This window comes from Streptomyces lavendofoliae (genome assembly GCF_014649735.1).
In the GTDB taxonomy this organism is placed as follows: domain Bacteria; phylum Actinomycetota; class Actinomycetes; order Streptomycetales; family Streptomycetaceae; genus Streptomyces; species Streptomyces lavendofoliae.
In genome coordinates this window covers 109535-129720 of record NZ_BMTP01000015.1, presented here as the reverse complement: position 1 = coordinate 129720, position 20186 = coordinate 109535, and the positions used below count along the sequence as shown (strand labels likewise).

Genomic DNA, 20186 nt, shown 5'->3' with positions numbered 1-20186 from the left:
CCGGCCGGCTACCGGCCGGCGAACTTGTCGCTCATCGTCGTGTAGATCTGCTCGGCGCCCCGGTCGAGGCGAGGGCCGGCCAGCCAGCCCGCCGTCACCGGGCCGATGGAGGTGTTGGACACCAGCGCCAGCTTCCCGCCCGGCTTCTGGATGAACCAGCCGCCGCCGGACGAACCGCCGGTCATGGTGCAGCCGATCCGCCACATGGTCGGCGTACCGGGCGCCAGGGTGAGCCGGCCGGGGCGGTCGACGCACTTGTGCATCAGCGCGCCGTCGTACGGCGGGGCGGCCGGGTAGCCCCAGGCTCCCATCGCGGGGATGCCCGCCGCCGCGGGGGCGGCGAAGTCCACGTCGAGCGCGACGCCGACGGTCTCCTCCAGGGACTTGGTGCCGTTCTCCGGCTTCACGTGCATCACGGCGTAGTCGTACGGAGCGCCCTCACCGCCGGTGGGGCCGCCCTGGGAGATCCACTCGCCGGAGGTCGAGACCCAGTCCGCCCAGTACACGCCGTAGGGCGCGACCTCCCGCGGCGGGGCCTTCTCCAGCTCGGCCGGGGACCTGCCCAGGTCGTTGTACGCCGGGACGAAGGCGATGTTCCGGAACCAGCCGCCCTCCTTGCCGGCGTGCACGCAGTGGCCCGCGGTCCAGACGAGGTTGGACCTGCCCGGGTTCTTCGGGTCCTTGACGACGGTCGCGGAGCAGACCATCGAGCCCTCGGGGGCGTCGAAGAAGACCTTGCCGACCGGCGCGGCGTTGCGGTGGTACGGCTTCTGCTCCGCCACGGCCTCCACCGGCCGCGGCTCGGGGTCGGTCGCGCCCTGGTCGCCCAGGCCGGCCCCGGCGGCCATCGTCTTCTGCGGGGATGTGGCCGACCGCATCCGCTCGGGCTTCCACAGCCCCTCGATCACCGGGTTGACGAAGTCCTTGGCCTCACGCAGCCAGGTGTCCTTGTCCCAGTTCTTCCACTCGCCGTTCTTCCACTTCGCCGGGTCGACGCCGTGCTCCCGGAGCTTGTCGGCGAGGTCGGCCGGCGGCTCCGCGCCGCCCGCCGCTCCGGAGCCGGCGGAGCCGGAGGCGGCGGGGCCGCCGGCCGCCTCGTCCTCCGTGGGGCCACAGCCGGTGACCGTCAGTGTGAGAGCCGCGGCCAGGCCGGTGACGGCCAGGAGCGGACGTATGGATCGCATGAGAACGATTCCCCCTGATAACGCATGTGTGGTGCGACATGCCATGAACCTGACATGCAAACGGGCGGTCGGCCGGGACCGCCCGCGTGAGAACGCGCCCCTACTCTATGCCGGGCCCGGCAGCGGTGGCCGCCACCCGGTACGACCCGCACGGAGTCTCCACCGGCCGCGGCGGCCACGTCCGTTGCGGCCCGGAGCCGCACCCACCGCCGCCCGCCCGGCCTGCCCCCGGCGTACGAGCGCGCCACCCGCCGGCCTCCCGACGGTCCTGCACGACCTGCCCGCAGGCACCCACAAGAGCACCGCCCCCCGGCCCGGGCCGGCGGCCCGGCGGCCCGGCGCGCGGGGCCACGGCGCCGGCCCCGCGGCTCATCGCCTAGCGGCCCGCGAACTTCTTGCTGACCTCTTCGTACACGCCCTTCGCCTCGGCGCCCAGCCGCGGTCCGGCCAGCCAGCCCGCCGTCACCGGGCCGATGGAGGTGTTGGACACCAGCGCGGGCTTGCCGTCCTTGCCCCGCGCGACCCAGCCGCCGCCGGAGGAGCCTCCCGTCATGGTGCAGCCGATGCGGTACATCGTGGGCTGCTGCGCGTCGAGGGACAGCCGGCCCGGCTTGTCCGCGCACTGGTACATCTGCTGGCCGTCGAACGGCGGCGCCGCCGGGTAGCCGGTCGCCTCCATCTCGGCCATCTCCGGCGCGGCCGGCGCGGCGAACTCCACCGGGAGGGCCGAACCGACCGTCTCCTCCAGCGACTTGCCGTTGCCGCCCTTCTCCGGGGTCACGTGGATGACCGCGAAGTCGTACGGGGCGCCCTGGCCGCCGGTCGCGGCGCCCTGGGAGATCCACTGCTCGGAGGTCTGCGCCCAGTCGCCCCACCACACGCCGTAGGGAGCCATCTCCTCGCGGGTGGCGTTCTCCAGGTCCGCCCCGGTCCTGCCGCCGTCGTTGTACGAGGGGACGAAGGCGATGTTGCGGTACCAGCCGCCCTCCTTGCCGGCGTGCACGCAGTGGCCGGCGGTCCACACCAGGTTCGATCTGCCCGGGTTCGCCGGGTCCTTCACCACGGTCGCGGAGCAGACCATCGAGCCCTCGGGGCCGTCGAAGAGGACCTTGCCGGCCTCCGGGACGCCGTCGTGGTACGGCGGCTTCACGGCCACGGCCTCGACCGGCTCGGGCGTCGGGTCCGTCACACCCGCGTCACCGGGGATGTCCCCGTCCTCGACCGGCCGCTCCGGCTGTTCCGCGTCCCGCATCCGGTCCGGGTCCCACAGGTCCTCGATGATCGGGTTGACGTAGTCCTTGGCCTCACGCAGCCAGGTGTCCTTGTCCCAGTTCTTCCACTCGCCGTTCCGCCACTTGTCGAGGTCTATCCCGTGCTCCTTGAGCCGGTCCTTGAGGTCGTCCGGAATCGTGATCTTTCCGTCGGACGTCTGCCCGGCGGAGGCGGCCGGCTCACCGCCCGCGTTCTCCTCGCTCGGGCCGCACGCGGTGGCCGTCAGCGCCAGCGCCGCGGCTACGGAGGCTGCGGCGAGCAGCGGGCGAATGGGTCGCATGTCGTGATCCCCCTGGGAACTGGGCTACTGGGTACTTCTGGGCTCTGCGGGCACGTCCGGGCACGTGCGGACCCGGCCCGGCCCCGGCACCGGAGTGCCGCCCCCACTATGCCGGTGCCGATACGGACGGTGTACGGCAGGGCCACGGTTCCCGGGCCCTAAGGATCTTCGCGTCGGCCGTGATCGGGAACACGTGCCGTCGTTGGTACGTACGGGGGACACGAGACCGGCGCCCCGCCGGCCCGGGCGGACGGACCGCCCGCCCATGAGCAGAGCAGCCGTCACCGGGAGGATCCCTAGCCGTGGCCGTGACCGAATCAGTCCCGGTGGCACCGACGTCCGCGCAGGAGGGCATCCTGCGCCGCCAGTCGCTGCGCGAGTCGGCCGCCCGCACCTACGCGCGCGCCCTGCCCATCGTGCCGGTGCGGGCCCGCGGCCTGACCATCGAGGGCGCCGACGGGCGGCGCTACCTCGACTGCCTCTCCGGCGCGGGGACCCTGGCCCTCGGGCACAACCACCCGGTGATCCTGGAGGCCATCAAGAAGGTCCTGGACTCCGGCGCCCCGCTGCACGTCCTCGACCTGGCCACACCGGTCAAGGACGCCTTCACCACCGAGCTGTTCGCCACGCTGCCGCGCCGGCTCGCCGACGACGCCCGCATCCAGTTCTGCGGGCCGGCGGGCACCGACGCGGTCGAGGCCGCGCTCAAGCTCGTGCGCAAGGCGACCGGACGCGAGGGCCTGCTCGCCTTCACCGGCGCGTACCACGGGATGACGGCCGGCGCCCTGGCCGCGTCCGGCGGCGCCACCGACGTACGGGTCACCCGGCTGCCCTACCCGCAGGACTACCGCTGCCCCTTCGGGATCGGGGGCGAGCGCGGCGCCGAGATCGGCGCCCGCTGGACCGAGACGCTGCTCGACGACCCCAAGTCGGGGGTCCCCGCCCCGGCCGGGATGATCCTCGAACCCGTCCAGGGCGAGGGCGGGGTGATCCCCGCGCCCGACGCGTGGCTGCGCCGGATGCGCGGGATCACCGCCGACCGCTCCGTCCCGCTCATCGCCGACGAGGTGCAGACCGGCGTCGGCCGCACGGGCGCGTTCTGGGCCGTCGACCACAGCGGCGTCGTCCCCGACGTGATGGTCATGTCCAAGGCCATCGGCGGCTCCCTCCCGCTGGCCGTCATCGTCTACCGGTCCGGCCTGGACGTGTGGCAGCCCGGCGCCCACGCGGGCACGTTCCGCGGCAACCAGCTGGCCATGGCGGCCGGCGCGGCCACCCTCGCCTTCGTACGAGAGAACCGCCTCGCCGAGCGGGCGGCCACCCTCGGCGCGCGGATGCTGGGACAGCTCCAGGGCCTGGCCGCCGCCCACCCCTGCGTCGGGGACGTGCGGGGCCGGGGCCTCATGATCGGCGTCGAGCTCGTCGCCCCGGACGCCACCGCCGACGTCCCGCCGCCGGCCCCCGACCTCGCCGCCGCCGTCCAGCGCGAATGCCTCCGGCGCGGGCTCATCGTCGAACTCGGCGGCCGCCACAACGCCGTCGTCCGCCTCCTCCCACCGCTGACGCTCACCGACGAACAGGCGGTGGCCGTCCTCGACCGCTTCGCCGACGCCCTGGCAGCCGCCGAGCGCACCCCGCCCCACCCGAGCGACCCCGGGCCGTCCCGCTGACCCCGACCCCTCACCAGAAAGTCCCCGCCGTGAACCCCACCCCCGTACCCTCAGCACCCGGCGCCGACGGCCCGCCCACCGCCCCCGGCGGCCCCCTCCCCGGAGAGTCGACGACAGTGCCGCGCCAGCATGCGGGAGGGTACGAAGACCTACCCGGCCCCGCCGCGGCGGCGCAGGGCGCACCGGCCGCGAGCGGAGCCCACGCCGACGGCCCCGACCCCCTGGACCACCCGGACGCCCACCGCGCGGCGGACGCGGCCACCGTCGAGAACCTCCTGCGCTGCTGGGTGCGGGAGACCGGCCTCGCCCGGCCGGCGGACAGGACCCTGCGCGTCCCCCTCGACGCCAGCGGCACCGCGCTCCACGTCCCCGTCCACTACTGGTCTCCCACCGGCTGGCACCGCTTCGGCCCACCCGCCCTCGACGGCGCTCCACCGACCGCCCCGCCCGTGGACGCCGTGACCGTCGCCGCCCTCATCGGCCGCGAGTCGGGACCCGCCGGCGACCACCAGGAGGGCACCGACCTGGTGGGACGGGTCGCCGACTCCGTCCGCCGCACCGCCGGCTTCATCGCCCACCGGCGCCGCCACCCCGGCCCCACCGCCGACGCCGACCTCTTCCTCACCGCCGAACAGTCCCTGCTGCTCGGCCACCCGCTGCACCCCACGCCCAAGAGCCGCGAGGGCCTCACCGACTCCGAGGCCCGGCTCTACTCGCCGGAGGTGAACGGCTCCTTCCCGCTGCACTGGATGGCCGTCGACCGGTCGGTGCTCGCCACCGACTCCGCCTGGACCGAACAGGGCCGCACCCGGTCCGCCGACCACCTCACCGCCCGCCTCGCCGCCGGTCTCGCCCTCCCCGGCGGCACCGCGGCCCTGCCCCTGCACCCCTGGCAGGCGCGCGACCTGCTCCACCGGCCCGCCGTCGCCGAGCTGCTGTCCGCCGGCCTCCTCCACGACCTCGGCCCGCACGGCGCCCCGTGGCACCCCACCTCCTCCGTCCGGACCGTGCACCGGCCCGGCGCCCCGGTCATGCTCAAGCTGTCCCTCGGCGTACGCATCACCAACTCCCGTCGCGAGAACCTCCGCAAGGAACTCCACCGCGGGGTCGAGGTGCACCGGCTGCTGCGCACCGGCCTCGCCGAGCAGTGGCAGGCCGCCCACCCGGGCTTCGACATCGTGCGCGACCCGGCGTGGCTGGCCGTCGACACCCCGTGCGGCGAGCCCGTCCCCGGGCTCGACGTCGTGCTCCGCCACAACCCCTTCGCCCTGGGCGACGACGCCGTCTGCCTGGCCGGGCTCACCGCTCCGCGCCCCTGGCCCGGCAACTCCCGCATGCGGTCGCGCCTGGCCGTCATCGTCTCCCGGCTCGCCGCCCGCACCGGCCGCCCCACCGGAGCCGTCGCCGCCGAGTGGTTCCTGCGCTACCTCGACCAGGTCGTCCGCCCCGTCCTGTGGCTCGACGGCATGGCCGGCGTCGCCCTGGAGGCCCACCAGCAGAACACCCTGGTGATCCTCGACCCCGAGGGCTGGCCCCGGGGCGGCCGCTACCGCGACAACCAGGGCTACTACTTCCGCGAGTCGCACCGCGAGGCCCTGGAGCGCCGGCTTCCCGGCATCGGCGCCCGCAGCGACACCTTCGTCCCCGACGACGTCACCGACGAACGGTTCGCCTACTACCTCGGCATCAACAACGTCCTCGGGCTGATCGGGGCCTTCGGCGCCCAGCGCCTCGCCGACGAACAGCTTCTCCTCGCCGCCTTCCGGCAGTTCCTCACCACCAGCACCGCTCTCGGCTCGCCGCTGCCGGCCCGCCTCCTGGAAAGCCCCACCCTGCGCTGCAAGGCCAACCTCCTGACCCGGCTGCACGGCCTCGACGAGCTCGTCGGCCCCGTCGACACCCAGTCCGTGTACGTCACCGTCGCCAACCCCCTCCGCCGCTGACGCGACCCGCCCCACCCGAACCGCCGAGAGGACAGCGCCCGTGCCTCCCACCGATGCCAGTGCCGACACCGGACCCGGGCCCCGCGCGCCGGCCGGCCCCGGTACGGAGGACACCCTGGACCTCCGGCTGCCCGACGAACTGCTCACGCTGTTCCGCGCGGACGAGCCGGGCACCGGAAACCGGCGGCCGCGGGGTGCCGACGACGACCTCCTCGACACCGTCGCCGACTGGGACCCCGTCACCACGCCGCTCGGGACCTTCCGGCTCGTCCCCGTGCGACCGGAACGCGACCGGGACCTCATCAGCCGCTGGATGAACGACCCGGCGGTCGCCGCCTTCTGGGACCTGGCCGGGCCCGTCTCGGTCACGGAGGCCCACGTACGCGCCCAACTCGACGGCGACGGGCGCAGCGTGCCGTGCCTGGGCGTCCTGGGCAGCACCCCCATGAGCTACTTCGAGATCTACCGCGCCGACCTCGACCCGCTCGCCCGCCACTACCCGGCCCGCCCCCACGACACCGGGGTCCACCTGCTCATCGGGGGCGTCACCGACCGGGGCCGGCGCGTCGGCACCACCCTGCTCCAGGCGGTCTCGAACCTCGTGCTCGACAATCGCCCGCGCTGCGCCCGCGTCATCGCCGAACCCGACCTCCGCAACACCCCCTCCGTCTCCGCCTTCCTGAGCGCGGGCTTCCGTTTCTCCGCCGAACTCGACCTTCCCGACAAGCGAGCCGCCCTGATGATCCGTGACCGCTCCCTGCGACACCTGCTGTGAACAGCATGCCGCTCCACATACACCCCCCGACCCGCATCGGTTCCACCCGGAGGAGTCCCCGTGCCGAAATCCCCTGTCACCTTCGACTCCGCGGAGCCGCCCGCCCCGCCGACCGCCGCCGGCCCGCCCGAACTCAACCCGCGGGCCTGGGCACGGGCCTCGCGGGAGCTTCTCGCCAAGATGCTCGGGGAGTTCGCCTACGAGGAGATCATCGAACCGGCCCCCCGGCCCGCCGCGCCTCCCGACCCCACCCGCGCCGCGGCCGGTGACGCCCACGCCGCGGCCGGTGACGCCCGCCCCGCGGCCGGTGACGCCCGCCCCGCGGCGGAGAGCAGGCCGCCGACGGACCCGTACGGCCTGCGGCTGGACGACGGATCCGTCCTCACCTTCGCCGCACGCCGCACCGCCTACGGAAGCTGGCGGGTCGACCCCCACTCGATCGACCGCGACGGGCGCCCCTTCACCGACCCGCTGGACTTCCTCGTACGGGCCCGGCACCTCCTCCGCCTCGACGGAGCCACCCTCGGGCACCTCCTGCGCGAGCTGACCATCACGCTCGCGGCCGACGCCCGGCTGCACCACACGGCACTGCCCGCCGCCCGCCTCGCCGACCTCGGCTACGCGGAGCTCGAAGGCCACCAGACCGGTCACCCCTGGATCGTGTTCAACAAGGGCCGCATCGGGTTCTCCGCCGCCGACGCCGCCCGCTGGGCGCCCGAGGCCCGCCGGGCGGCCCCGCTGCCCTGGGTCGCGGTCAGCACCGCACTCGCCGCCTACCGGGGCGTCCCCGCGCTCGACACCCCCGCGCACCTCTACGAGCGGGAGCTCGCCCCCGCCGTGCGCGACGCGTTCGCCGCCGAGCTGCGCGCCCGCGGCCTCGACCCCGCCGGGTACCTCTACCTCCCCGTGCACCCCTGGCAGTGGGACGAGGTGCTGCTGCCGCTGTACGCGCCCGCCGTCGCCGAGGGGGCCATCGTGCCGCTCCACGCCGACGGCGACCTCCGGCTGCCGCAGCAGTCCATCCGTACGTTCCTCAACGTCAGCCGACCCGACCGGTTCAGCGTCAAGCTGCCGCTGTCCGTCCTCAACACCCTCGTCTGGCGGGGACTGCCCACCGAACGCACCCTCGCGGCCCCCGCCGTCACCTCCTGGGTCCACGCGCTGCGCGACACCGACCCCTTCCTGCGCGACGAGTGCGGGGTGATCCTCCTCGGCGAGGTCGCCTCCGTCGCGGTCGAGCATCCGCTGTACGACCACCTCCCCGAGGCGCCCTACCAGTACAAGGAGCTGCTCGGCGCGATCTGGCGCGAACCGCTGCGCCTGCCCCCCGGCGAGCGCGCCCGGACCCTCGCGTCCCTCCTCCACACCGACGCCGACGGCCGGTCCTTCACCGCCGAGCTGGTGGCCCGCTCGGGACTCGCCCCCACCGGCTGGCTGCGGAACCTGTTCGCCGCCCTGCTGCCCCCCTTGCTGCACTTCCTCTACCGCTACGGCACCGTCTTCTCCCCGCACGGCGAGAACACCATCGTCGTCTTCAACGACCAGGACGTCCCCGTACGACTGGCGATCAAGGACTTCGTCGACGACATCAACGTCAGCGCCCATCCCGTCCCGGAGCACGACACGATGCCGGACGACGTACGGGCCGTGCTGCTCACCGAGGAACCCGGCTTCCTGACCCAGTTCATCCACTCCGGGCTCTTCGTCGGCGTCTTCCGCTACCTGGCGCCCCTGTGCGAGGAACAACTCGGCGTGCCGGAGCGGGACTTCTGGTCACTCGTACGGGCGGAGATCCTCCGCCACCAGGCCCGCTTCCCGGAGCTGAAGGACCGCTACGAGCTGTTCGACCTGCTCACGCCGCGTATCGAGCGGTTGTGCCTGAACCGCAACCGGCTGCACCTGGACGGCTACCGCGACCGGGCGCAGCGCCCGCACGCCGCCGTGCACGGCACCGTCGCCAATCCGCTCGCGTGACCCGGTTGTCAGTGCCGGGCCGTAGGGTGGTCGGGCTATGACGAAGCCATCCCTCCCCGAGCTCCTCCACGCCGCCGTCGCCGCCGTCGGCGGTGTGGAACGGCCAGGCCAGGTCACCATGGCCGAGGCCGTGGCGCAGGCCATCGACGACGGCTCCCACCTCCTGGTGCAGGCCGGCACCGGCACCGGAAAGTCGTTGGGCTACCTGGTGCCCGCGCTGGCGCACGGGGACCGGGTCGTGGTCGCCACCGCGACGCTCGCCCTCCAGCGGCAGCTGGTCGAGCGTGACCTGCCGCGCACGGTGGACGCGCTCCATCCGCAGCTGCGCCGGCGCCCGGAGTTCGCCATGCTCAAGGGCCGGTCGAACTACCTGTGCCTGCACCGGCTCCACGAGGGAGTCCCGCAGGAGGAGGAGGACGGCCTCTTCGACCCCTTCGAGGCGGCCGCGCCCACCAGCAAGCTCGGCCAGGACCTGCTGCGCCTGCGCGACTGGTCCGATGACACGGAGACCGGGGACCGGGACGACCTGACGCCCGGTGTGTCCGACCGCGCCTGGGCGCAGGTGTCCGTCACCTCCCGCGAGTGCCTGGGCGCGTCGAAGTGCGCGTACGGCGCGGAGTGCTTCGCCGAGGCCGCCCGGGAGCGCGCCAAGCTCGCCGACGTGGTCGTCACCAACCACGCGCTGCTCGCCATCGACGCCATCGAGGGCGCACCGGTGCTGCCGCAGCACGAGGTGCTGATCGTCGACGAGGCGCACGAGCTGGTCTCCCGGGTGACCGGTGTCGCCACCGGTGAGCTCACGCCGGGCCAGGTCAACCGCGCGGTGCGCCGGGCGGCCAAGCTGGTCGACGAGAAGGTCGCCGATCAGCTCCAGACGGCCGCCGAGGGGTTCGAGCGGCTGATGGAGCTGGCCCTGCCCGGCCGGCTGGAGGAGATCCCGGAGGACCTCGGGTACGCGCTGATGGCGCTGCGGGACGCGGCGCGCGCGGTCATCTCGGCGCTCGGCTCGACGCGTGACAAGTCGGTCCAGGACGAGGACGCGGTCCGCAAGCAGGCCATGGCCTCCGTGGAGAACGTGCACGACGTCGCCGAGCGGATCACGCAGGGCTCCGAGTACGACGTCGTCTGGTACGAGCGGCACGACCGGTTCGGCGCGTCCCTGCGCGTGGCGCCGCTGTCCGTCTCCGGTCTGCTGCGCGAGAAGCTGTTCGCTGAGCGGTCGGTCGTCCTGACCTCCGCCACGCTGAAGCTCGGCGGCGACTTCAACGGGGTCGGGGCCTCGCTCGGCCTGCCCCCCGAGGGCACCGTAGGCACGGAGGACGAGGACGTACCGGTGTGGAAGGGCCTCGACGTCGGTTCGCCCTTCGACTACCCCAGGCAGGGGATCCTGTACGTCGCCCGGCACCTGAACACTCCGGGCCGGGAGGGCGGTCGCGGCGACATGATGGACGAGCTGGCCGAGCTGGTCGAAGCCGCCGGCGGCCGTACGCTCGGCCTGTTCTCCTCCATGCGGGCGGCCCAGGCCGCCGCGGAGGAGCTGCGGGGCAGGCTCGACAAGCCGATCCTCCTCCAGGGCGAGGACACCCTGGGCGAACTGATCAAGAACTTCGCCGGCGACGCGGAGACCTGCCTGTTCGGCACGCTGTCGCTGTGGCAGGGCGTGGACGTTCCCGGGCCGAGCTGCCAGCTGGTGGTGATGGACCGCATCCCGTTCCCCCGGCCCGACGACCCCCTGATGAGCGCCCGCCAGAAGGCTGTGGAGGAGGCGGGTGGGAACGGCTTCATGGCCGTCGCCGCGACGCACGCGGCGCTGCTGATGGCCCAGGGGGCGGGCCGGCTGGTCCGTGCCACGGGCGACCGCGGGGTGGTGGCCGTGCTGGATCCGCGTCTGGCCAATGCCCGGTACGGCAGCTACCTGCGCGCCTCGCTGCCCGACTTCTGGTACACCACCGACCGCAACCAGGTGCGGCGGTCCCTCGCCGCGATCGACGCCGCCGCGAAGGCCGCCGATGCCTAGCCCTGCTCCTCGAGATCGTTGAGATCGTTTTCCCGGAGGTGTGTGAGGTTGTCCGCGATGGCCGGGCTCGGACCCGCCGACTGGCCACCGGCCCCGGCAGGTACGGAACGGCTCGTGCTCCGCGCGTCCGAGGCGCGGGACCGGGCGGCGTTCATCGATCTGTTCGCCTCGCCGGAGGTGGGCGCCTACATCGGTGGCCCCCGGCCGTGCGATGAGCTCGAACGCGTGGTTCCCGAGGTGCCCGGGCGGCGTCCCGGCCTTTTCGTGGTCGAGCTCGGGGAAGCGATGATCGGCATGATCACCCTGGATCGGCGCGACGCGGAGCGGCCGGGTCACGTCCGCCCGGGTGGTGGGGAGGCCGAGCTCGGCTATCTGTTCCTGCCGGAGGCGTGGGGACGCGGGTACGCCGCCGAGGCGTGCGCGGCGGCTCTCCGCTGGTTCGCCGACACCCTTCCCGGTGAGCCGGTGGTGCTCTGCACCCGGGTCGACAACGAGCGCGCCATGCGTCTCGCGGCGAAGCTGGGGTTCACCCAGGTGGAGCGGTTCGAGGAGTACGGTGGCGAGCAGTGGTTCGGCGTGTGGTCCCCGTCCCGGGCCACGCCGTCCGGCTGAGCCGGCGGCCCCGGGCCGGGTGGCCTGCGCGGAAGTAGGGCCCCGGGACCGGCGCAGTGGGTCCCGGGGCCCGGTCGGAGCCGGCGCGCGGTGTCATACGCGCCGCAGTACGGCCACCACCTTGCCGAGGATCGTCGCCTCGTCGCCAGGGATCGGCTGGTAGGCCGCGTTGTGCGGGAGCAGCCAGACGTGGCCGTCCTCGCGCTTGAAGCGCTTGACCGTGGCTTCGCCGTCCAGCATCGCCGCCACGATGTCACCGTTCTCCGCGACCGGCTGGCGACGCACGGTCACCCAGTCCCCGTCGCAGATGGCGGCCTCGATCATGGAGTCACCGACGACCTTCAGCACGAACAGCTCTCCGTCACCGACCAGCTGGCGGGGGAGGGGGAACACGTCCTCCACCGACTCCTCGGCGAGGATGGGGCCACCGGCGGCGATACGGCCGACCAGTGGGACGTACGACGCGGCGGGCTTGCCGGTGGTGTCGGTGGGCTGGGTGCTCGGCTGGTCGGAGCCCCGGACCTCGTAGGCCCTGGGCCGGTGCGGGTCCCTGCGAAGGAAGCCCTTCCGCTCCAGCGCCATCAGCTGATGGGCGACCGACGAGGTGCTGGACAGTCCCACCGCCTGGCCGATCTCCCGCATCGACGGCGGGTAACCGCGCCGCTGCACCGAGTCCCGGATGACCTCGATGACCCGCCGCTGCCGGTCGGTGAGGCCGGAGCTGTCCGCCCTGATGCCTGGAGGTCGCCCGGGCAGGGAGCGCGTGGGCTTGGGCCCCTCCGCGTTCGTGGTCGATTCATTCATGGCATGCACCGGCTCGAGTCGGCTCTGGGAGCGGTCCTGGGCAGTGATGGTGGCACTGTCTGCGGTGGTGGTCACGTCGGCCCCTCTCGAATGGTCTCCCTAGCTGGACAACGGTAGTTGCTTTCGAAAGGTTGCGCCAAACACACGTTCGAGTGAAAAATCGTAGATTGGCTTACATGTGCGTGAGCTGAGGTGTATGTGCGATCACCGACCGACTGTTTCCGGCCGGTCCCGGCCGTCGTGCCGTGGCACCACGGTAACGGCACCGCCCCCCGCGCCCACCGGCACCCCTGCGGGTAAGCCCGCCGGCACCCCCTGCGGGAGCCGGTCGGCCCCCCGCGGAAAAGCCCGCCGACATCCCCGCCGGAAGGTCCGCCGGGGCCTCGCCGGAGGGCTCCGCGGCGCCCCGCGCGGCCGGCGCGGGGCGCCCCCGGGGCGACCGGCGGGAGGGGATCCCGGGCGGTCTCCGACCCGTCCCGGACGCCCGCCGCGGGCCCCCCGCGATCCGCCGCGCCGCGTCCCTCCCGTAGGCTCTGAGGCGATCCCCGATGCCGCGACGCGCGACACGCGCTGTGTGTCGAAAAGACGGCTCGACCCCAGATCTAGTGGTTGGATTGGCCCGGCCACCCACAAGTTGTGGTCCCCGGGTCTTTCGGGGGCGTGGCCATCGCCTATGCTTGTGGCTGCTTCGAGGGGTCGACACCGGCCCTGACGAGGCTATTCAGTCGTGCTGTGTAAGGAGGGTTGGGAGATGCACTGCCCCTTCTGCAGGCACCCCGACAGTCGTGTCGTCGACAGTCGCACCACCGACGACGGGACGGCCATCCGCCGCCGCCGCCAGTGCCCCGACTGCTCCCGCCGCTTCACCACGGTGGAGACCGCGTCGCTCATGGTGATCAAGCGCAGCGGGGTCACCGAGCCCTTCAGTCGCTCCAAGGTCATTTCCGGAGTGCGCAAGGCGTGCCAGGGGCGGCCGGTCACCGAGGACGCCCTCGCCAAGCTCGGCCAGCGGGTCGAGGAGGCGGTGCGCGCCACCGGCAGCGCGGAGCTGACCACACACGACGTCGGGCTCGCCATACTCGGACCACTGCAGGAACTCGACCTCGTCGCGTACCTGCGCTTCGCGTCCGTGTACCGGGCCTTCGACTCGCTCGAGGATTTCGAGGCCGCCATCGCGGAGCTCCGCGACCAGCGGCCCCCCGCGCAGGACGGCGGGACCGGCGTGACCCCCGGGGTCCCCGTTCCCGCGACCGCCGCCGACTGATCGTCCGGCCCGGCGTGGGGCCGGCGGTCAGCCGCTGAGCGGCACATAGACGTGTCACGGGTGCTGTGCGTGGTGCCCGGGACAACAGACAGAAAACGTGCCTTGGGAAGATCTGGGCACTTCAGGGTGTTTTTGCCCGTATATGGGAGGCGGCATGACAGAGACGGCGAGCGGCCCGGCGCGAGGGTCCCGTACCAAGGGAACCAAGGTGAACAAGGGGCTGCGTATCGAGCGCATCCACACCACTCCCGGCGTGCATCCGTACGACGAGGTCGTGTGGGAGCGTCGTGACGTCGTCATGACCAACTGGCGCGACGGCTCGGTCAACTTCGAGCAGCGTGGCGTCGAGTTCCCCGACTTCTGGTCGGTGAACGCGGTCAACATCGTCACCAGCAAGTACTTCCGCGGGGCCGTCGGCACCCCGCAGCGCGAGACCGGTCTCAAGCAGCTGATCGACCGGATCGTGAAGACGTACCGCAAGGCCGGTGAGGACTACAACTACTTCGCCTCGCCCGCCGACGCCGAGATCTTCGAGCACGAACTGGCCTACGCCCTCCTGCACCAGATCTTCAGCTTCAACTCCCCGGTGTGGTTCAACGTCGGCACGCCGCAGCCCCAGCAGGTCTCCGCCTGCTTCATCCTGTCCGTCGACGACTCCATGGAGTCGATCCTCGACTGGTACAAGGAAGAGGGCATGATCTTCAAGGGCGGCTCCGGCGCCGGCCTGAACCTCTCCCGTATCCGCTCCTCCAAGGAGCTGCTCTCCTCCGGCGGCAACGCCTCCGGCCCGGTCTCCTTCATGCGCGGTGCCGACGCCTCCGCCGGAACGATCAAGTCGGGTGGCGCCACCCGCCGCGCCGCCAAGATGGTCATCCTCGACGTCGACCACCCCGACATCGAGGACTTCATCGAGACCAAGGTCAAGGAGGAGGAGAAGATCCGCGCCCTGCGCGACGCGGGCTTCGACATGGACCTGGGCGGCGACGACATCACGTCCGTCCAGTACCAGAACGCCAACAACTCCGTCCGCGTGAACGACGAGTTCATGAAGGCCGTGGAGTCCGGTGGCAAGTTCGGCCTGCGCGCCCGTATGACCGGCGAGGTCATCGAGGAGGTCGAGGCCAAGACGCTCTTCCGCAAGATGGCCGAGGCCGCCTGGGCCTGCGCCGACCCGGGCATCCAGTACGACGACACGATCAACCGCTGGCACACGTGCCCGGAGTCCGGCCGCATCAACGGCTCGAACCCGTGCAGCGAGTACATGCACCTGGACAACACCTCGTGCAACCTCGCCTCGCTGAACCTGATGAAGTTCCTCAAGGACGACGGCAAGGGCAACCAGTCGTTCGAATCCGAGCGCTTCGCCAAGGTCGTCGAGCTGGTCATCACCGCGATGGACATCTCGATCTGCTTCGCGGACTTCCCGACCCAGAAGATCGGCGAGAACACCCGCGCCTTCCGTCAGCTGGGCATCGGCTACGCCAACCTGGGCGCCCTCCTCATGGCGACGGGCCACGCGTACGACTCCGACGGCGGCCGCGCGCTCGCCGGCGCCATCACCTCGCTGATGACCGGCACCTCCTACCGGCGCTCCGCCGAGCTGGCCGCGGTCGTCGGTCCGTACGACGGCTACGCCCTCAACGCCGAGCCGCACAAGCGCGTCATGAGGCAGCACGCCGATGCCAACGCCACGGCCGTCCGCATGGACGACCTGGACACCCCGATCTGGGCCGCCGCCACGGAGGCCTGGCAGGACGTGATCCGCCTCGGCGAGAAGAACGGCTTCCGCAACGCCCAGGCGTCCGTCATCGCCCCGACCGGCACCATCGGCCTGGCGATGTCCTGCGACACCACCGGCCTGGAGCCGGACCTCGCGCTGGTCAAGTTCAAGAAGCTGGTCGGCGGCGGCTCCATGCAGATCGTCAACGGCACCGTGCCGCAGGCGCTGCGCCGCCTCGGCTACCAGGAGGAGCAGATCGAGGCGATCGTCGCCCACATCGCCGAGCACGGCAATGTGATCGACGCGCCCGGCCTCAAGCAGGAGCACTACGAGGTCTTCGACTGCGCCATGGGCGAGCGCTCCATCTCCGCGATGGGCCATGTCCGGATGATGGCCGCGATCCAGCCCTGGATCTCCGGCGCGCTCTCCAAGACGGTCAACCTCCCCGAGACGGCCACCGTCGAGGACGTCGAGGAGGTCTACTTCGAGGCGTGGAAGATGGGCGTCAAGGCGCTCGCCATCTACCGCGACAACTGTAAGGTCGGCCAGCCCCTCTCCGCGAAGAAGAAGGAGCAGGAGAAGGCCGAGGTCACCGAGAAGGCGGAGGAGACGATCCGCGCGGCGGTCGAGAAGGTCGTCGAGTACCGTCCCGTCCGCAAGCGCCTCCCCAAGGGCCGTCCCGGCATCACCACCTCCTTCACGGTCGGCGGCGCCGAGGGCTACATGACCGCCAACTCCTACCCGGACGACGGTCTCGGCGAGGTCTTCCTGAAGATGTCGAAGCAGGGTTCGACGCTCGCGGGCATGATGGACGCCTTCTCCATCGCCGTCTCCGTGGGCCTCCAGTACGGCGTGCCGCTGGAGACGTACGTCTCGAAGTTCACCAACATGCGCTTCGAGCCGGCCGGCATGACGGACGACCCGGACGTGCGGATGGCGCAGTCGATCGTCGACTACATCTTCCGCCGCCTGGCGCTGGACTTCCTGCCCTTCGAGACCCGCTCGGCGCTCGGCATCCACTCGGCCGAGGAGCGCCAGCGCCACCTGGAGACCGGTTCGTACGAGCAGTCCGTCGACGATGTCGACGTGGACGTCGAGGGTCTGGCCCAGTCCGCCCCGCTCCAGCAGGAGGCCCCGAAGGCCGTCGCGGCCGCCGCTCCGGTGAAGGCGGAGGCGGAGGTACCCGCCCCGAAGCAGGCGCACACCTCGGCGGAGCTGGTTGAGATGCAGCTGGGGATCAGCGCGGACGCGCCCCTGTGCTTCTCGTGCGGCACGAAGATGCAGCGGGCCGGTTCCTGCTACATCTGCGAGGGCTGCGGCTCCACCAGCGGCTGCAGCTGACGGCCGGCGGCGACGGCTGACGGCTCACGGCTGACGGCCCGCGCGCCCGTCGAACGAGCGGAACGGGAGGACCGGGACATCCGGTCCTCCCGTTCCGCTCCGACGCGTCCCGCCGGCCGCAGGATCGGGCCGGCCCGACGCCATCAGGCAGGTCCCGAGCCCATCAGGCAGGTCCCGACCCCATCAGGCCGGTGAACGACTGCGGGTCGGCGTCGAAGCCCCGGACGGCGCGGCGCCAGCCCCAGCCCCCCGTACTGTCCCGGAGGAACTCCACGACCGTCACCGCGGTGGCGTCACCGAGGTCGGCGAAGTCGTACCGGTCGAGCTCCCGGTAGCCCTCCTTCACCACGACCAGGGCGTTGGCGATCTCGCCGAACGTCGTACGGCCGCCGCCCTGCTGTATGGCCACGCCCACCATCACACGCGCGTAGGCGGGGGACAGGCGGTTCAGCTCCAGCGTCATGGCCTCGTCGAATCCGAAGCCCTGCCCGGTGCGGCTCTCCCTCTGGAGGGTGATGGTCCCGTCCGGGGAACGGCTGCCGAAGTGCACCAGGTAGGCGGGCGCGCCTTGGGGCTCCTCGGCCCGGTAGACGGCGGCGATGATGTCGAGGTCTCGATCGGGGGAGCCGGACGGGCTCGGATCCCACTTGAGTGTCACCTCGACCTTGCCGACCCCCTTGTTGGCACTGCTCACGCGATACCCCTCTCTCGTACGGGCTGGTCAACTGCCCGTCCCACACGGCTGCTTGCCCATGGTGTCACGCGGGCTCAGTGCGGGATCCGGCGTGCGGGACGCTGCCGGGGCAGCTCGTCCCGGAAGGCCTCGATACGACTGCCGACCTGGCGGATGAGATGCGTGTCCTCGATGCGGTCCAGATACAGGCAGCGCCGGGCCACGCCCTCCAGCTCGAAGACGAAGTAGATGCCCATGAGCGGGTTGACGAACAGTTCACTGCCCCGGGTGCGGGACGTGAACTGCACGTCCCCGAAAGAGCCCTCCACGGCGGCGGCTATGGAGCCGTTGACGATGCTCGGGAACTCGGGCGTACGACTTCGGGCGTGGGCGACCGCGTCCAGGAAGGCGGCACCCTCACGGGTGGCGCGCGGAACGGAGAAGGCCCCCAGATAGGCGCCGTCCCGCTCCAGGGCGGCGATGTTCTCCAGAACCAGGCCGTGGCTGACACCGTGGTACGTGTCGACCCCGAAGCCGATCGAGGCGACGAGCCGCTCCGGCACCTCCAGGCCGGCGAGCGCGGCGACGCTGGTCAGGTCCTCCTCCGGGGTACCGAGCCCGGATTCGTCGCCCCGCATCAGGATGTCGGTCCCGCCGTCGACCAGGACGACCGCGTCGATGGCGTAGTGCTCGACGAGCGCCCGGTACGCCGCGCGCAGCGGCTGGACCCCGACGCGGGCCAGGGCGTGCACGGTGCTGGGCAGGTGGTGGAGCGCGAGCCACTGGGCGAGGGTGCGCTCCGGGAAGTACGTCTGGTGCGGTGCCGAATCGGGGGTGACGACCGCGACGTCCGGGGCGAGCCAGGAGTCGAGGGGGAGGCCCTCGATGGAGCTGAACGCCAGGTTGGCGAGGTGGACCTCCTTGCCCTGGTGGCGCAGCGACAGGGCCAGCGGGAGCCCGGCGTAGACGTCGAAGCCGCCCCCGGCGCCCGCGACGAGGACGCGCTCGGCGGATTCGAGGCGCGCGAAGAGCGGGTTGAGGTGCAGTGCGGTCACCCGAACATTGTGCCGGGGTGATCGATCCGGGGCGGATGTTTTGCGACGGACGCCGGCCGATGGGGGCGCGGTGGGCGAGACCGGGACCGGGGCGGGGCCCGGCGCCGTACGATGGCGCGGTGCTGGTCAAGTGGATTCGCTGCACCGTGGTGGACCGTCGTGGGTTCGAGCGGGGGCAGCGGAAGTGGGCGGGGCTGCTGGGTGAGCCGGGCTTCCGGGGGCAGGGGGGCGGCTGGAGCCGGACCCGGCCCGGGGTCGCCCATGTCTTCTCCTTCTGGGAGAGCCGGCCCTTCTACGACTCCTTCATGGCGCGCTCGCACGACCGGCTGGCGACGGCGCAGTCCGGCACGTTCAAGGACACGCAGGTCAAGCTGTTCGATCACCGCTTCGACGTGAAGACCGGTTTCGAGCCCCGCTTCACGGACGCCGACGTCGTCCGGGTCGCGCACAGCAGGATCCGCGAGGACCGGGTCGATCACTACGCGCTGATGCAGGAGAAGGTGTGGAACCCGGCGATGGCCGGTTCGCCGGGCATGCTGCGCGGGCTGTTCGGGGAGGCGCCGGGCAACGAGTTCCTGGTCCTGTCGATGTGGCGGTCGGCGGCCGAGCACGGAAAGTACCGCACGGAGCGGGTGGAGCGGCTGGCGCTGCGCGCGCAGATCGAGGCGGACGTGGCGGCGCTGACGGGGGACGTCGTGGACCTCGAAGCCGCGTGGACGGTCTGAGGCCGGCCGCCCGGTCCCGGAAGCGGCGTGACCGGTCCGGGTCGCGCGGGTCGCCGGGCCGCGGGTCGTCTGGGCGCGGGCGTGCCGGGCCGCGGGTCGCCGGGCCGCCGCGTCCGCCGTGGGCGCACCGCGGGCCCGCGGGTACGCCGGATGGAGCCCTGACACCGGGCCGGTGGGGCCACGCCGGAGCGGGCGATCTAGGGTCGGGGGCATGGCACGACCGCGGCGCATCGTTCTCGTACGACACGGCGAATCGGAGGGCAACGCCGACGACACCGTGTACGAACGCGAGCCCGATCACGCGCTGGCCCTCACAGACCGGGGACGGCGCCAGGCCGAGGAGACGGGCGAGCGGCTGCGGGCCCTGTTCGGGGGCGAACGGGTGAGCGTCTACATCTCGCCGTACCGCCGCACCCATGAGACGTACCAGCTGTTCGGGCTGGACCCGGCGCTCGTACGGGTCCGGGAGGAGCCCCGGCTGCGCGAGCAGGACTGGGGGAACTGGCAGGACCGGAACGACGTCCGGCTCCAGAAGGCGTACCGGGACGCGTACGGGCACTTCTTCTACCGGTTCGCGCAGGGCGAGTCGGGGGCGGACGTGTACGACCGGGTCGGTGCGTTCCTGGAGAGCCTCCACCGCAGTTTCGAGGCGCCCGACCACCCGCCGAACGTCCTGCTGGTCACGCACGGCCTGACGATGAGGCTGTTCTGCATGCGCTGGTTCCACTGGACGGTCGACGACTTCGAGTCGCTGACCAACCCGCGCAACGGCGAAACCCGGATGCTGCTGCTCGGCGAGGACGGGCGGTACGCCCTTGACCGGCCGTTCGAGCGCTGGCGAGCCCCCGAACCGTACGGCACCACCGGATAGAGTGGC

General features: G+C 72.4%; 15 protein-coding genes. 10 read left to right on the top strand and 5 right to left on the bottom strand.

Features of this window, described 5'->3' with window-relative positions; genetic code table 11:
- Positions 1 to 8: 8 nt before the first annotated feature.
- Both IE109_RS25960 and IE109_RS25955 read right to left on the bottom strand, forming a co-directional pair.
- On the bottom strand, positions 9 to 1184 hold the full coding sequence (locus tag IE109_RS25960; RefSeq protein ID WP_189553758.1) for a trypsin-like serine peptidase: 1176 nt from the start codon (positions 1182 to 1184) through the stop codon (positions 9 to 11).
- Between the two features lie 376 nt (positions 1185 to 1560).
- Complete coding sequence (locus tag IE109_RS25955; RefSeq protein ID WP_189553757.1) at positions 1561 to 2736, bottom strand: trypsin-like serine peptidase; 1176 nt, start codon at positions 2734 to 2736, stop codon at positions 1561 to 1563.
- 302 nt (positions 2737 to 3038) lie between these two features.
- On the opposite strand from IE109_RS25955, the gene IE109_RS25950 reads away from it, so the two are divergent.
- From IE109_RS25950 to IE109_RS25925, 6 genes are read left to right on the top strand one after another with little or no spacing between them, the layout of a single operon-like run.
- Entirely contained in the window at positions 3039 to 4406 is a 1368-nt protein-coding gene (locus IE109_RS25950; RefSeq protein WP_189553756.1) for a diaminobutyrate--2-oxoglutarate transaminase family protein, read from the top strand.
- A gap of 29 nt (positions 4407 to 4435) precedes the next feature.
- The gene (locus tag IE109_RS25945) at positions 4436 to 6349 is read left to right on the top strand and encodes an IucA/IucC family protein (protein ID WP_189553755.1); all 1914 of its coding nucleotides are present in this window, start codon (positions 4436 to 4438) and stop codon (positions 6347 to 6349) included.
- A gap of 40 nt (positions 6350 to 6389) precedes the next feature.
- Positions 6390 to 7124: a GNAT family N-acetyltransferase gene (locus IE109_RS25940; protein WP_189553754.1), complete on the top strand. Its 735-nt coding sequence runs from the start codon at positions 6390 to 6392 to the stop codon at positions 7122 to 7124.
- 60 nt (positions 7125 to 7184) lie between these two features.
- Positions 7185 to 9098: an IucA/IucC family protein gene (locus IE109_RS25935; protein ID WP_229891548.1), complete on the top strand. Its 1914-nt coding sequence runs from the start codon at positions 7185 to 7187 to the stop codon at positions 9096 to 9098.
- Between the two features lie 37 nt (positions 9099 to 9135).
- Positions 9136 to 11115 (top strand): ATP-dependent DNA helicase, encoded by a 1980-nt coding sequence (locus IE109_RS25930; protein WP_189553753.1) that lies wholly within the window; start codon positions 9136 to 9138, stop codon positions 11113 to 11115.
- Positions 11116 to 11172: 57 nt separating this feature from the next.
- On the top strand, positions 11173 to 11727 hold the full coding sequence (locus tag IE109_RS25925) for a GNAT family N-acetyltransferase (RefSeq protein ID WP_189553752.1): 555 nt from the start codon (positions 11173 to 11175) through the stop codon (positions 11725 to 11727).
- Between the two features lie 93 nt (positions 11728 to 11820).
- Here IE109_RS25925 and lexA read toward each other — a convergent pair whose 3' ends face one another.
- Entirely contained in the window at positions 11821 to 12606 is a 786-nt protein-coding gene (gene lexA, locus IE109_RS25920; protein WP_189553751.1) for a transcriptional repressor LexA, read from the bottom strand.
- A gap of 676 nt (positions 12607 to 13282) precedes the next feature.
- On the opposite strand from lexA, the gene nrdR reads away from it, so the two are divergent.
- Both nrdR and IE109_RS25910 read left to right on the top strand, forming a co-directional pair.
- The gene (nrdR, locus tag IE109_RS25915; RefSeq protein ID WP_189553750.1) at positions 13283 to 13795 is read left to right on the top strand and encodes a transcriptional regulator NrdR; all 513 of its coding nucleotides are present in this window, start codon (positions 13283 to 13285) and stop codon (positions 13793 to 13795) included.
- A gap of 154 nt (positions 13796 to 13949) precedes the next feature.
- Complete coding sequence (locus IE109_RS25910) at positions 13950 to 16856, top strand: vitamin B12-dependent ribonucleotide reductase (RefSeq protein ID WP_189553749.1); 2907 nt, start codon at positions 13950 to 13952, stop codon at positions 16854 to 16856.
- 163 nt (positions 16857 to 17019) lie between these two features.
- Here the strand turns inward: IE109_RS25910 and IE109_RS25905 are convergent, their stop codons facing one another.
- Positions 17020 to 17550 (bottom strand): TerD family protein, encoded by a 531-nt coding sequence (locus IE109_RS25905; RefSeq protein WP_189553748.1) that lies wholly within the window; start codon positions 17548 to 17550, stop codon positions 17020 to 17022.
- Between the two features lie 74 nt (positions 17551 to 17624).
- Entirely contained in the window at positions 17625 to 18584 is a 960-nt protein-coding gene (locus IE109_RS25900) for a DUF1152 domain-containing protein (RefSeq protein WP_189553747.1), read from the bottom strand.
- 119 nt (positions 18585 to 18703) lie between these two features.
- Here IE109_RS25900 and IE109_RS25895 point away from each other — a divergent pair, with 119 nt between their 5' ends.
- Positions 18704 to 19309 carry a YdbC family protein gene (locus IE109_RS25895; RefSeq protein WP_189553746.1) on the top strand — a complete coding sequence of 202 codons (606 nt, stop codon included), beginning with the start codon at positions 18704 to 18706 and terminating at the stop codon, positions 19307 to 19309.
- 211 nt (positions 19310 to 19520) lie between these two features.
- Positions 19521 to 20180 (top strand): histidine phosphatase family protein, encoded by a 660-nt coding sequence (locus IE109_RS25890; RefSeq protein WP_189553745.1) that lies wholly within the window; start codon positions 19521 to 19523, stop codon positions 20178 to 20180.
- Positions 20181 to 20186: the final 6 nt, after the last annotated feature.